This is a genomic window from Streptomyces sp. NPDC007917 (genome assembly GCF_042959105.1).
Lineage (GTDB): Bacteria > Actinomycetota > Actinomycetes > Streptomycetales > Streptomycetaceae > Streptomyces.
Genome location: NZ_JBIBKK010000025.1, coordinates 65980 through 79468 on the forward strand (window position 1 = coordinate 65980; position 13489 = coordinate 79468).

General features: G+C 74.6%; 11 protein-coding genes and 1 pseudogene. 7 read left to right on the plus strand and 5 right to left on the minus strand.

Annotation, left to right across the window (positions count from 1 at the left end; genetic code table 11):
• Positions 1-78: 78 nt before the first annotated feature.
• Positions 79-1371, minus strand: a complete 1293-nt coding sequence (locus ACFZDL_RS35820) for a LuxR C-terminal-related transcriptional regulator (RefSeq protein WP_353594628.1) — start codon at positions 1369-1371, stop codon at positions 79-81.
• A 156-nt stretch (positions 1372-1527) separates the two neighbouring features.
• Between ACFZDL_RS35820 and ACFZDL_RS35825 the strand changes: the two genes are divergently transcribed.
• Together ACFZDL_RS35825 and ACFZDL_RS35830 are read left to right on the plus strand one after the other, a co-directional pair.
• Positions 1528-2433 carry an NADP-dependent oxidoreductase gene (locus ACFZDL_RS35825; protein ID WP_353594629.1) on the plus strand — a complete coding sequence of 302 codons (906 nt, stop codon included), beginning with the start codon at positions 1528-1530 and terminating at the stop codon, positions 2431-2433.
• Between the two features lie 158 nt (positions 2434-2591).
• Positions 2592-3213, plus strand: a pseudogene (locus tag ACFZDL_RS35830) (phosphotransferase enzyme family protein); the annotation flags it as partial.
• Positions 3214-3267: 54 nt separating this feature from the next.
• On the opposite strand, the gene ACFZDL_RS35835 reads toward ACFZDL_RS35830, so the two are convergent.
• The gene (locus ACFZDL_RS35835) at positions 3268-3753 is read right to left on the minus strand and encodes a PPOX class F420-dependent oxidoreductase (RefSeq protein WP_353594630.1); all 486 of its coding nucleotides are present in this window, start codon (positions 3751-3753) and stop codon (positions 3268-3270) included.
• Positions 3754-3972: 219 nt separating this feature from the next.
• Here ACFZDL_RS35835 and ACFZDL_RS35840 point away from each other — a divergent pair, with 219 nt between their 5' ends.
• The 3 genes from ACFZDL_RS35840 to ACFZDL_RS35850 all read left to right on the plus strand — a co-directional run bounded on the left by ACFZDL_RS35840 (position 3973) and on the right by ACFZDL_RS35850 (position 9900).
• Positions 3973-7701 carry a DNA polymerase III subunit alpha gene (locus ACFZDL_RS35840; protein ID WP_353594631.1) on the plus strand — a complete coding sequence of 1243 codons (3729 nt, stop codon included), beginning with the start codon at positions 3973-3975 and terminating at the stop codon, positions 7699-7701.
• A complete protein-coding gene (locus ACFZDL_RS35845; RefSeq protein ID WP_353594632.1) occupies positions 7698-8768 on the plus strand; it encodes a hypothetical protein in 1071 nt (356 codons plus the stop codon). The genes ACFZDL_RS35840 and ACFZDL_RS35845 overlap by 4 nt, the downstream gene beginning before the upstream one ends.
• A 241-nt stretch (positions 8769-9009) precedes the next feature.
• Entirely contained in the window at positions 9010-9900 is an 891-nt protein-coding gene (locus ACFZDL_RS35850) for an alpha/beta fold hydrolase (protein ID WP_353594633.1), read from the plus strand.
• Positions 9901-9967: 67 nt separating this feature from the next.
• Here the strand turns inward: ACFZDL_RS35850 and ACFZDL_RS35855 are convergent, their stop codons facing one another.
• Entirely contained in the window at positions 9968-10537 is a 570-nt protein-coding gene (locus tag ACFZDL_RS35855) for a MarR family winged helix-turn-helix transcriptional regulator (protein ID WP_353594634.1), read from the minus strand.
• Between the two features lie 65 nt (positions 10538-10602).
• On the opposite strand from ACFZDL_RS35855, the gene ACFZDL_RS35860 reads away from it, so the two are divergent.
• On the plus strand, positions 10603-11025 hold the full coding sequence (locus tag ACFZDL_RS35860) for a MarR family winged helix-turn-helix transcriptional regulator (RefSeq protein ID WP_353594635.1): 423 nt from the start codon (positions 10603-10605) through the stop codon (positions 11023-11025).
• Between the two features lie 4 nt (positions 11026-11029).
• Here the strand turns inward: ACFZDL_RS35860 and ACFZDL_RS35865 are convergent, their stop codons facing one another.
• On the minus strand, positions 11030-11446 hold the full coding sequence (locus ACFZDL_RS35865) for an organic hydroperoxide resistance protein (protein ID WP_353594702.1): 417 nt from the start codon (positions 11444-11446) through the stop codon (positions 11030-11032).
• Positions 11447-11551: 105 nt separating this feature from the next.
• Between ACFZDL_RS35865 and ACFZDL_RS35870 the strand changes: the two genes are divergently transcribed.
• Positions 11552-12061 (plus strand): MarR family transcriptional regulator, encoded by a 510-nt coding sequence (locus ACFZDL_RS35870; protein ID WP_353594636.1) that lies wholly within the window; start codon positions 11552-11554, stop codon positions 12059-12061.
• Between the two features lie 30 nt (positions 12062-12091).
• On the opposite strand, the gene ACFZDL_RS35875 is transcribed toward ACFZDL_RS35870, so the two are convergent.
• Entirely contained in the window at positions 12092-13447 is a 1356-nt protein-coding gene (locus ACFZDL_RS35875) for an amino acid permease (protein ID WP_353594637.1), read from the minus strand.
• Between the last annotated feature and the right edge of the window lie 42 nt (positions 13448-13489).

Below are 13489 nucleotides of genomic sequence, written 5' to 3' on the forward strand. Positions count from 1 at the left end.
CGACGGTCCGCCCCCAGCCGGACCGGCTCGACCGGAATGAGCCCGCGGCTGCGCCGGTCGGGGGAGCGGCGGAGCGGTTCAGGAGCCGTTCACGCCCCATGCGTGGGCGAGCGCGGCCGCCTCGCCGCGTGAGGCGACCCCCAACTTGTCCAGGATGTTCGCCACATGGAACTTCACCGTCGACTCGCTGATGTGCAGTTCCTGCGCGATATGCCGGTTGCGCCGGCCCTGGGCCAGGTGCACCAGCACCTCCAGCTCCCGCGCCCCCAGCGCCTCCAGCGGATCCGCGCGGGCCGGCTGCGGCAGCCCCAGCGGCACGGTCGCCGTCACCGTGGTGCCCCACTCCGGGACCGCGTCCACGTCCAGCTGTCCGCCCAGCGCCGCCAGCCGCTCTCCGACCCGGCGCGCGTCCAGGGCGGTCCGGCTCAGGATGCCGGGCCCGTCGTCCCGTACCGTGGCGCGCAGCTCGCTCGCGCCGACCTTCCAGGCGACATGGACGCGCCGCACCGGCTGCCGGCCGCCGTCCTGGCCGTGCCCCTGCTCGTCGAGCATGGCGTGCACCACGGCCCGCACCACCGCGCGCGCCGCGTTGGCCACATCGGCGGGCAGCCGCCGGTCCGCGCCCTCCTCCGTACCGGGCGGGCCCAGGTCCAGCCGTACGCTGCGGCCGCGCAGCGCCGGGCGCAGCGACTCGGCGAGCCGGGCGAAGGCCTCACCGGCCGGTTCCTCCACCAGTGCCTGGTCGCGGTCGGCCTCGGCGCGCAGCTCGACCAGTGCGGCGCCGGCCAGGTCGACCGCCCGGGCCCGGGCGGTCGAGTCGTCCAGGCCGCGGCTGCGCAACACGCCGAGCAGGGCGGAGAGGGTGGCGCCGTGCGCGTCGACCAGCTCGGCGATGGCCGCGGCCCGCGCCGCGGCCGCCGCCCGCGACTGGACCAGCGGCCCCGGCACGGCCTCCGAGGCCATCCGCTCCCGGTGCGCGGCGACCAGGTCCCACAGGGCGCGGGCCGTCCTCAGGCGCTTGGCCGGAACGGGGGTCTCCGCGGTCCCGACGAGGACGAGCAGCGCACCTCGCGCGGTGACGTCGCTGTGCAGGGCCAGGACGGGCACCTCGACGCCGCCCATCCGGGCCCGCCCCTGCCAGCTTCCCTCGCCAAGCGCGTGGGGGAGCAGGGCGGCCACCTCGGCGGTGGTGATGGGCGCTCCGGGGTCGCCGGGCGGATTCCCGTACGTCTTGAACGGCGAGTGCGGGCAGTTGCTGGACAGCTCGGCCACTGCACCGTGCGGAATCGCCTCGACGAGCGCGGCGGACAGGCGAGGCAGGATCTCGCCGAGGGGTACCCGGATCACATCGACTGCGGTGGTGAGGTCCATGTGGGCCAGCGTAAACAGCGTTGTCCGCGCCCCGCCTGACCTTTCGGCCAGGTCGTACCGGCCGAAGGGCGGGGCGGGACGGAGCACGTCCCGGCCGAGGATGGAGCCCTTGGATCAACTCCGATGTGTACCCATATGAAGCTTGGAGCGAGAGATATGAAGGCGATCGTCTACGAGGAGTACGGCGGCCCCGAGGTGCTGCGGCTGGGGGACATGGCGGAGCCGCACCCGGGCCCCGGACAGGTCCGGCTGAAGGTCGTGGCCGCGGCCGTGAACCCCGTCGACTACAAGATCCGCCGTGGCTGGCTGCCCCAGATGGGCCCCGCCGAGTTCCCGGCGGTCCCCGGCCAGGAGGCGTCCGGGATCGTCGACGAGGTCGGCCCGGGTGTGACCGGCCTGTCCGTGGGCGACGAGGTGCTGGGCTGGACCGACACCGGGGCCTACGCCACGTACGCCCTGGCCACCGTCGTCGCCCCCAAACCGGCCGACCTCGACTGGGAGTCCGCCGCCGCGCTCCCCGTGGCCGCCGAGACCTCGGCGCGCGTCCTCGACCTCCTCCAGCTGGCGGACGGCGAGACCCTGCTATTGCACGGGGCCGCCGGGGCTGTCGGCGGAGTCGGCGTCCAACTCGCCGTGGCCCGGGGCGCCACCGTCATCGGCACCGCCTCGCCCGCCAACCACGACTATCTGCGCTCGCTCGGCGCCATCCCCGTCGCCTACGGCGAAGGCCTCGCCGACCGGGTCCGCGCCGTCGCCCCGGGCGGCATCGACGCCGTCTACGACGCCGCCGGGCAGGGCGCCCTGCCCGTCTCCATCGAGCTGCGCGGCGGTACGACCGACCGCATCGTCACCATCGCCGACATGAAGGCCGCGGATCTCGGCGTCACCTTCTCCGCGGGCGAAGCCCTCTCCGCCGAGGCCCTCGCCGGCCACGCCCGCCTCGCCGCCGCGGGCCAGCTGCGGGTGCCCATCGCCCAGAGCTACCCGCTCGCCGACGCGGCCAAGGCCCACGAACAGAGCGAAACCGGCCACACCCGCGGCAAGCTCATCCTGCGGCCTTAGCGGTCCGGCCCGCTGGGAGCCGATCCGCCGATAGCGTGCTCGTCATGACGGCGGAGGCGGAAGACGGCACGGCGGTGGCGGAAGGCGGGACGGCGGTGGCGGAAGGCGGGACGGCGGTGGCGGAAGACGGCGCGGCGGGCGGCGAAGCGCTGGCCGCGCAGCTGACCTTCGTCCCCGGCGACGTGGCCCTGCCGCCGTTTCCGCGCTGGGCGCTGACCCCAACCGCCCTGGCCGTCGGTGGGGCGCCTGCTGCGGCGGCTGCACGAGGCATGTGCGGCCGTCGGGGTGGACGGTCGTGCCGAGTGGCCCCGGGACCTGGCCGACCCGGAAGGCCCGGGGCGCGGAACGATCCTGTGCCATAACGATGTGTGCCCGGAGAACGTCGTCTTCCGTGACGGCCGTGCCGCCGCCCTGATCGATTTCGATTTCGCCGCCCCGGGCCGCCCTATCTGGGACGTCGCCATGACGGCCCGTTACTGGGTGCCCATGAGCGATCCCGTGTCCGCGACCGCCCTGTACCCCGTCGAGCTGGACGCCCCCGCGCGGCTGCGGATCCTCGCCGACGGCTACGGCCTCTCGCGGCGGGAACGAGCCGAGCTGCCCGGGGTCATCGAGCAGGCCACCGAGACCTGCCGGGCCTTCGTCGCCGACCGGGTGGCCGACGGTGACCCCGGTTTCGTCCAGGCGTGGGCCGAGCGTGGCGGATGGCGGCGCTGGGACCGTATGCAGTCCTGGCTGGCGGCCCATCGCGGGGCGTTCGCGGCCGCACTGTTGAACTGAACTGAACTGGGCCGGTCAGGGCCGGGCGTGAGCCGGCCGTGGCCCGGTCGCGGCCTAGCCGTCGAGCGGGCCGCTCAGCGCGCCGCTCTCCCGCCCCCACCCGTACGCCCGCTCGGCCCGGAGCCGTACCACCAGCCGCCCTTCGGCGACCATCGCGGCGCGGAACTCCTCCCAGTCGGGGTGCTCGCCCGCGACGGCGCGGTAGACCTCGACCAGTTCGTCGGCGGTGGCGTCGTGGGGGTCGGCCGCGACCGGGGTGAGCTCGGCGTTTCCCTCGGCGACCAGGTAGGAGTAGCGGTCGCCGCTGGTGACGTAGAAGCTCGCGCGCGGATCGCGGCGAAGGTTGCGGGTCTTGGCGCGGTCGTCGGTGACCGAGATGCGGATGAGGCGCGCCGCGGCGTCGTAGGCGAAGGCGACGTTGGACAGCTGGGGGCGGCCATCGCGCTTGAGGGTGACGAGCGCGCCGGTGCGCTGCTCGCGCAGCAGGCCGAGCAGGCCGGCGTCGCCGGATCGGGTGGTGTGGCCGGGGCGGTCGGTCATGGCGGTGACCTTACGCGGTCGGCCGCCGGGCGGGTATGGGCGTACCGCCATGCGCTATGGGGGTTATGGAGGTTTTAGTCCTTTATGGTGAAAGAGAGAGAAGTTGTTCCCGCAGGTCACGCGGGGGGCGGGTCGTTTCGTACGAGTGTTCGAGAATTGGTTTAAGGTGGGTCCGGGAGCAGGGACGGCAGGGGGTGCGACAAGCAGTGGGAGGTGCGGATGCCAGGGTTCACGCATCTGCACACCGCCTCCGGGTTCTCCATGCGGTACGGAGCCGTCCACCCGGAGCGGCTGGCCCAGTGCGCCGCCGAGCGCGGCATGGACGCGATCGCGCTGACCGACCGGGACAGCCTGGCCGGGGCGGTCCGGTTCGCCAAGGCGGGCGCGGCCGCGGGGGTGCGGCCGCTCTTCGGGGTGGACCTCGCCGTACGGGCGCGGGCCCCGGAACCGGGGCGTACGGTCCGACGGCGCACACCGGTGCGCGGCGGGGCGTTCATCGATGAGTCCGCGCCCCGCGCGGTCTTCCTGGCGCGGGGCGGCGCGGCCGGCTGGGCCGCGCTGTGCGGACTGGTCTCCGCCGCTCATGCGGGAGAAGCCCCGGCGGGGGACCGCTCAGGAGCCGAGGCGGGAGCCCATGCGGGAACCCGCTCAGGAGGCCATACGGGCACCCGCTCAGGGACCCACGCGGGCGGCGCCGGACAGCCCCTGCTGCACTGGGAAGACCTCCAAAGCGGCGGCGGGGCCACCGCCCTCGCCCCGCTGACCGTGCTCCTCGGCCCGGACTCCGACGTCGGCCGGGCCCTGGCCGCCGGGCGGCCCGACCGGGCCGAGCAGCTGATCGCCCCCTGGCGCGAGCTGTTCGGCGACGCGCTGCGCCTGGAGGCCGTGTGGCACGGCCGCACCGGCACCGGCCCAGGCTCGCTGCGGCTGGCCGCCCGTACCGTCGGCTTCGCCGCCGACCAGGGCGTACGGGCCGTGCTGAGCAACGCCGTACGGTACGCCGACCCGGGGCAGGGCCCGGTCGCCGACGTGCTGGACGCCGCCCGCAGGCTGGTGCCGATCGACCCGCGCGACCCCGCGGCGCTCGACAGCGGTGAGCGCTGGCTCAAGGGCCCGCGGGACATGGCGCGGATCGCCGAGAAGATCGCGGAGGCCGCGGGATGGCGGCGGGGGGACGCCGCGCACCGGCTGCTGGAGGAGACCGCGCGCACCGCCGCCGCGTGCCTCGTCGACCCCGAGGACCACATCGGCCTCGGCAGCATCCACTTCCCCGAGCCGCACCTGGTCGGGGCCGGGCACCGGAGCGCCGAGCGGGTGCTGCGCTCGCGCTGCGCCGCCGCCATGGTGCTGCGCGGCTACGACCGCGACCACGAGCGGTGGGGGCGGCTGGAGGACGAGCTGCGCACCATCGAGCGGCTGGGCTTCGCCTCGTACTTCCTCACCGTCGCCCAGGTCGTCGACGACACCCGCGCGCTCGGCATCCGGGTGGCCGCCCGTGGCTCCGGAGCGGGCTCCTTCGTCAACCACCTGCTCGGCATCGCACACGCCGACCCCGTCGCGAACGGCCTGCTGATGGAGCGCTTCCTGTCGGTGCGGCGGGCCGCGCTGCCCGACATCGACATCGACGTGGAGTCCGCGCGCCGCCTCGAGGTCTACCGCACGATCTTCGACCGCTTCGGGGCGGAGCGGGTCGCGACCGTCTCGATGCCCGAGACCTACCGGGTGCGCCACGCCGTACGGGACGTGGGCGCGGCCCTCGGCATGGACCCGGCCGAGGTGGACCGGCTGGCCAAGTCCTTCCCGCACATCCGCGCCCGCGACGCCCGCGCGGCGCTCGCCGAACTGCCCGAGCTGAGCGCGGTCGCCGCCGAGCAGGAACGTCACGGCAGGCTCTGGGAACTGGTCGAGGCGCTGGACGGACTGCCCCGCGGCATCGCCATGCACCCCTGCGGGGTGCTGCTCTCCGACGCCGGGCTGCGGGCCCGTACGCCCGTCGTGCCCACCAGCGGCGAGGGCTTCCCCATGTCGCAGTTCGACAAGGACGACGTCGAGGACCTCGGGCTGCTCAAACTCGATGTCCTCGGGGTGCGGATGCAGTCCTCGATGGCGCACGCCGCCGCGGAGGTGGCGCGGGTCACGGGCCGTCCGCTGGACCTGGACGACCCCAAGGTGGTGCGGCCGAACGACCCGGCGACCTACGACCTGATCCGCTCCACCGAGACGCTGGGCTGCTTCCAGATCGAGTCGCCCGGCCAGCGCGACCTCCTCGGCCGGCTGCAGCCCACCTCCTTCCACGACCTCGTGGTCGACATCTCGCTCTTCCGGCCCGGCCCGGTCGCGGCCGACATGGTGCGCCCCTTCATCGACGCGCGGCACGGCCGCAAGCCGCCGCGCTATCCGCATCCGGACCTGGAGGACGCGCTGCGCGAGACCTACGGCGTGGTCGTCTTCCACGAGCAGATCATCAAGATCCTTTCGATCATGACGGGCTGCGAACGGGACCTCGCCGACGAGGCGCGGCGCGCGCTGTCCGACCCCGAGCGGCAGGGGCGGGTGCGGGCCTGGTTCCACGCGGAGGCGGCGAACCGCGGCTACCGGCCGGAGGTGCTGACGCGCACCTGGGAGATCGTCGAGGCGTTCGGGTCGTACGGCTTCTGCAAGGCGCACGCCGTGGCCTTCGCGGTGCCGACCTACCAGTCCGCCTGGCTCAAGGCGCACCACCCGGCGGCCTTCTACGCGGGGGTGCTCACCCACGACCCCGGGATGTACCCGAAGCGGCTGCTGCTGGCGGACGCGCGGCGGCGCGGGGTGCCGATCCTGCCGCTGGATGTGAACCGGTCCGGCACGGATTATCGAATCGAACTGGTGTCTGGTGACGGGGTGTCAGCTGAGGTGGCCGGCGCGGGTTCCACAGGTGGGGATTCCACGGCGGCGGGTTCCGCGGGTGTGGGTTTCACGGGCCCGGGTTCCGCGGGCGTGGGTTTCGGGGTCCGGCTCGCGCTGAGCGAGGTCCACGGCATCAGCGAGGCCGAGACCGAACGGATCGCGGCCGGACAGCCGTACTCCTCGCTCCAGGACCTGTGGCGGCGCGCCCACCCCGGGCGGCCGGTCGCCGAACGGCTGGCCCAGGTCGGCGCGTTGGACGCCTTCGGCGCCAGCCGCCGCGACCTGCTGCTGCAGATCGCCGAACTGCACCGGCAACAGCGGGGTGCCCGGCGCGACGGCACCGGTGAGGGCCAGCTCCCGCTGGCCGAGACCGCGCCGCCCGCCCCCGCCGGGCTGCCCGACCTGGACCCGGAGGAACGCCTCGGCGCCGAGCTCGGCATCCTCGGCATGGACGTATCGCGCCACCTCATGGGCGACCACCGGGCCTTCCTGGAGGAGCTGGGCGCGGTCCCGGCAAAGCGGCTGCGCGACGCGCGGCACGGCGAGACCGTGCTGGTCGCCGGGGCCAAGGCCGCCACCCAGACACCGCCGATCCGCTCGGGGCGGCGGGTCATCTTCACCACGCTCGACGACGGCACGGGGCTGGTCGACTGCGCCTTCTTCGACGACAGCCACGCCGCGTGCGCGCACACCGTCTTCCACTCCTGGCTGCTGCTGGTGCGCGGCGTGGTCCAGCGGCGCGGGCCGCGCAGCCTCAGCGTCGTCGGCTCGGCGGTCTGGAACCTCGCCGAACTGGCCGAACTCCGCCGCGAGGGCGGCCTGGAGGCGGTCGCCGCCGAACTCGCGGGCGCGGGCCGGGCGGAGCCCGGGCCCGGTGCCCCGGCCGGTGTCGCGGCCGGCGCGGACGCCGAGGCCGGGAGCGAGGCCGGCGGCGACTCCGGGCGCCGCATCCACCTGCCCACCGGCTACGCCATGCACCCGTGGGCCGACCTCCAGCCCGCGGGCGAACAGGCCGCCACCGGCCGCAAGCTGTGGCATTCCAGCCCAGGGAGCGCGGGATGACTCCCCGGCCGGCCGGCGAGCAACCGCATGTGCTGTACGTGCGCTTCCACCCCGCCGAGGGGGCGGCGGAGGCGGCCCCCGGCGCGCCCGGCCGAGGCCCCGGCCCCGGCCGTCCCGGACCTGTCCTCGGCGCGGACACCTATGAGGGCCTGCTCGCCCTGCTCACCGAGGTGACCCCGGTCGTCGAGGCGGTGCCGCCCGACGCCGCGCTCGCCGATGTCGCCGGGGCGCTGCGCTACTTCGACCGGGACGCGGCCGGGCTGGCGGAGATCGTACGGGTCCGGGCGCTGGCCCGGTACGGCGTCGACTGCACCGTCGGCGTCGCCGCCAACCCGCTGCTCGCCCGGATGGCCGCCCAGGAAGCCCGGCCCGCGATCCGTACCGTCCCCGACGACCCGGACGCGGTCGCCGCCTTCCTCGCCGACAAGCCGCCCACCGCCCTGCCCGGCGTCGGCCAGGCGACCGCCCGCACCCTGTGCTCGTACGGTCTCGACAGCGCCGCCCGGATCGCCGCCGTGCCGCTGCCCACCCTGCGCCGGATTCTCGGCCCGGCCACCGCGCGCCGGGTGCACGACTGGGCGCGCGGGATCGACCCCGTCCCCGTCACCCCGAACGCCCCGGCCCGCTCCATGGCCGCCGAACACCGCTTCGGCCACGACGAACTGGACCCGGAGCGCAGATGCCGCGCGCTGCTCACCCTCGCGGACCGGCTCGGCTCCCGGCTGCGCACCAGCGGACAGGTCGCCCGCGCCCTCACGCTCACCGTCCGCTACGCCGACCGCTCCACGACCACCCGCGGCCGGACCCTGGCCGAGCCGACCGCCCACACCCCGGCGCTGACCGCCGCCGCGTACGCCCTGCACGCCGCGCTGGGCCTGCAGCGGGCCCGGGTGCGGTCCATCGCGCTGCGCGCCGAGGGGCTGACCGCCGCCGAACAGGCCTCCCATCAGCTGACCTTCGACCCCGCGGACGACAAGGCCCGCCGCGTCGAGGCCGCCGTCGACCGGGCGCGGGCCCGCTTCGGCGAGCGGGCGGTGCGCCCGGCCGGGGGATTTCCGGGCCCTTGACGGCAGGTCGTCCGGGCGCCGGCAGGTGGATCAGCCCCGGGTGGGGGTCGCTACGTCACCCCACTGACACAGCCGCGCTTCCGGACGTGCCGTGAGGGGTGGGTGAGGGTTTCTTCACCGCGGGACGGCTGGATGCGCTTGCTACTGGCGCGTAATTTAAGGCCGACACACCACCCCTGTGATCCGGATCGCAGAGCGCACGGTCAGCGCAACCCTCCCCCACCAGCGAGGAGTCCATGTGATGTCGCACTGGAGGCGTATCCGCTCGCTCCGCAGATCACTGTCCGCCCTGGCCCTGGCGGTCGTGGCGGTCATGGCGCCGGTCGCCGCGAGCGCCGCGCCCGCCGGAACCGCGCCCGCCGGAACCGCCGTCGGCCGGAGCGCGACGAGCAGCGGTTGGAACGACTACTCGTGCAAGCCGTCCGCCCAGCACCCGCGCCCCGTCGTCCTGGTGCACGGCACCCTCGGCAACTCGGTCGACAACTGGCTCGGCTTCGCCCCGTACCTGGTCGACCGCGGCTACTGCGTCTTCTCCCTCGACTACGGTCAGCTGCCCGGCGTGCCCGTCTTCCACGGCCTCGGCCCGATCGACGAGTCGGCGAAGCAGCTGTCCGCCTACGTCGACCGGGTGCGCACCGCCACCGGTGCCGCCAAGGTCGATATCGTCGGCCACTCCCAGGGCGGGATGATGCCCCGTTACTACCTGAAGTTCCTCGGCGGCGCGGCCAAGGTCAACGCGCTGGTCGGCCTGGCCCCCACCAACCACGGGACCACCCTGTCCGGGCTCACCGAGCTGCTCGACTACTTCCCGGGCGCGGCCGACGTCCTCGCCCGGCACACACCAGGCCTGACGGACCAGGTGGTCGGGTCGGCGTTCCTCACCCGTCTCAACGAGGGCGGCGACACCGTCCCCGGTGTGCGCTACACCGTCATCTCCACCAAGTACGACGAGGTCGCCACGCCCTACCGCGCGCAGTTCCTCACCGGGGCGAACGCCAGGAACGTCGTGGTCCAGGACCTGTGCCCGAGGGATCTGTCGGAGCATGTCACCATCGCCATGACCGACCGGGTCGCCTTCCATGAGGCGGTCAACGCCCTCGATCCAGAACACGCCACTCCGACGACCTGCTGACGCTCCGCCCCGTTCCTCCGCACAACCGCCACGGCGCCCCGGGCCTCCGGTGCGCCGTGCGCGTCGTTCACCGCGGCGCCCGGCCGCCGATCCTGCCGAGCCCGCCGACGAAGTCCGTGAGCAGCCGGGCGAACTCGGCCCGGTCGGCCTCCGGCCACTCGGCCATCACCTCCGCGAACACGGACCGCCGGAACCGCCGGACCTCGTCCGTCATGGCGCGCCCCGCCTCGGTCATGACCAGCAGGGTGCGCCGCCCGTCGGCCTGATCCGCCTCGCGCCGCACCAGCCCGTCCTCGACCGCTCCCGCGACCAGCTTGCTCGCGCGGGGCTGGTCGACGGCCAGGGCGGCGGCGACACCGGAGACGGTGGCCGGCGCGCCGCTCTGCTCCGCCGCCTCGATCGCGTCCAGGACGTCGAAGGCGGCGCCCCTCGCCACCGCGCCCCTCGCCGTCGCCCCCTTCGCCGCCGTGCCCCTCGCCGTCGCCCCCTTCGCCGCCGTGCCCCTCGCCGTCGGGCCCTTGGGGGAGTCCCGATCCTCCCCGTCGGCGAGTCGCGCCAGTGAACGCCTGCTCTGGCTGCGCCGGATGGCGACCATGGCCCGCTCGATGTCGTCCACGGGATCTCTGTTGTCGACCATCACACCTCCATGCATAATCAAAAACAACTAGTTGCTATTCTACATGCATCGCTGGAGGCGGAGACATGAAGCCGATCGGATACTGGCTCAAGCACCTGGACGGCCTGATCGAGGCCGACTTCGAACGCACCCTGGCCGACAGCGGTCTTGCCCGGCGCCACTGGCAGGTGCTGCACTCCCTGTCGACGGGCCCGAAGACCCCGGATGAACTCACCGCGGCGCTGCGCCCCTTCTGGGGCGAGGGCGCGATCACGCTCGATGAGGTCCTGGATGGTCTGGAGCGCCGGGGCTGGGTCGCCCGGGAGGGCGCCGAGGCCCCGTACGCGCTCACCCCGCTCGGTGTCGAAGGCCATGCCGTGGTGGCCGGGCGGATCGGGGAAGCCCGGCGGAGGATCACCGGCGGGGTGTCGGACGAGGAGTACCTGGCGACCGTGGATGTTCTCCGCCGCATGGCGGAGAACATCGAAGGGGCGGCGCGGGTCTCGTGACGAATTATTCGGCGACCAGCTCGACGGCGATGTTGCCCCGGGTCGCCTTCGAGTACGGGCACACCTGGTGCGCCTGCTCGACCAGGCTGCGGCCGGTCTCGCCCTCCAACTCCTCGGGCAGCTCGACGCGGAGCGTGACCTTCAGCCCGAAGCCGCCGTCCGACTCGTCCTTGCCGATGCCGACCTCGGCGGTGACGGAGATGTCCTTGGTGTCGACCTTCGCCTGACGGCCGACCAGCCCCAGCGCGCTGGCGAAGCAGGCCGCGTAGCCCGCGGCGAACAGCTGCTCGGGGTTGGTGCCCTTGCCGCTGCCGCCCAGCTCCGGGGGCATGGCCAGCGCCAGGTCGAGCTGCCCGTCGGAGCTCACGGCCCGGCCGTCGCGTCCGTTGGCCGTGGCCACCGCGGTGTAGAGCGCGTCCATGAAGACCATCCCTTTCGGATCCTGCGGCGCGCTGTCGTGCGCTCCGTCGTGACAGAAGTAGAGCACACAATTAAGTTGTGCACAACTAAGGGGTACCCTAGGTACATGTCACACCAGCCCGGCCCGGCCCCGAGCCCGGCCCCGAACCCGACCGAGACCGCAGCCGCTGACGACCTGCTCCGCCTGGACCTGCAGGTCTGCTTCGCCCTGCACGCCGCCTCGCGCGCCTTCGGCAGCGTCTACCGGCGGGTCCTGCGCGACATCGAGCTGACCTATCCGCAGTACCTGGTGATGCTGGTGCTGTGGGAGCACGGCGAGATGCCGGTCAAGAAGCTCGGGGAGTTCCTGCGCCTGGACTCGGGTACCCTCTCGCCGCTCCTCAAGCGCCTGCAGGCGGCGGGCTTCGTCGAGCGCGAGCGCAGTCTCCACGACGAGCGCTCGGTCTCGGTCCGGCTGACGGCCGAGGGCGAGGCGCTGCGGGAGCCCGCCCGGGCCGTGCCGCTCCAGATCATCCAGGCCAGCGGCCTGGACCCGGAGGAAGTGGTCGATCTGCGCGACCGGCTGCAGCGGCTGACGGCGGTGCTCGACGCCGCGCAGGCGGGCGCGGAGAGCTGAGCCGCCGATCACACCTGGGCGGGGCGCCGATCAGCCCCGGGCGGGCCGCCGGTCACTCCGGGCGGGGCGCCGGTCACTCCGGGCGGGGCGCCGGCGCGCGAAGGCCTGGAAGCAGAGCGCGGCGACGGCCAGCGCCAGCGGGATCAGCAACAGCTGCCCGGAGAGGGCGAGGACGGTGGAGACGACGGCCGCGCTGCCAATGGCCGCCCACCACAGCGGAGTCCGGCGCGGCAGCAGCACAAGCGCCGCCAGCAGCCCCGCCAGGGTGACCGCGGCGAGACAGGTGGAGGTGGCGCGCATCAGACGGTCGAGGTCGGCCGCGCCCGTCGCGGCCACCGCTCCGACCGGGGCGCACGCGCCGGCCAGCACGGCCAGGCTGCGGCGCGGCACCTCGCCGGGCCCGCCGCCCCGGGCCAGCCACCGGGGCGCCGCGCCGTCGCGGGCGAGGGCGGCGCCGAGCCGGGCCGCGCCCGCCAGGTAGGCGTTGACGGCGCCGAAGGTGAGGAACAGGGCCGAGACCGCGGCCACCGGCCGGGCCGCGCCGCCCACGCTCCGCGCCAGCAGTTCGGTCAGCGGGGTGTCCGTGGTCGCGGCGGCGGAGCCGAGCGCGCCGACCGTCGCCGTCGAGAGCCCCAGGTACAGCACGGTGATCACGGCGAGGGTGAGCGCGGTGACGCGCGGCAGGTCCCGGCGCGGATCGGCGAACTCGGCCGACAGATGACTGGCCGCCTCCCACCCTACGAAGGCGAAGAAGAGCACCCCGGCCGCCGAGCCGACCGAACTCCAGCCGCCCGGCATGAAGGGCGTGAAGTGCGCGGCGCGCAGATGCGGCACCGCCGCCAGGACCGCGGCCAGCAGCAGCACCGCCAGCAGGCCCACGAGCAGCAGCTGCACCCGGCTGGACAGGTGGAGTCCGCCGAGGTTCGCGGCGAAGGCGGCCGCCAGCACCAGCCCGGCCACGGCCGCCGTGCCCGTGTCGCCGAGGCCCGCCGCGGCGGCGGTGTACTGGCCGCCGATCCAGGCGCCCGCGACCACCCCGACCGGGACCACCCCGAAGAACCACCACCCGACGGTGGCCGCCGCCCGTGGCCCGAAGGCCCGGTGGACGTAGGTCGCCACCCCGCCCCCGTCGGGGAACCGCGCGCCGAGCGCGGCGAAGCAGGCGGCGACCGGGACGCTGGTCGCCAGCAGCGCGGCCCAGGCCAGGACCGAGGCCGGACCGGCGGCAGCGGCGGCGAGCGCGGGCAGCGCGAGCACACCGGGGCCGAGGACGGCGCCCGCGTACAGGGCGGTGCCGCCGCCGACCCCGAGGCGGCGACCGCCCGAACGGGCCGCCGGCCGGGGAGGACGTGGAGGATCAGAGGTACGAGTACGTTGTACGGTCACGGGCCGGGAAGCTAGCCGAAACACCGATGAGCTGACCGGCTC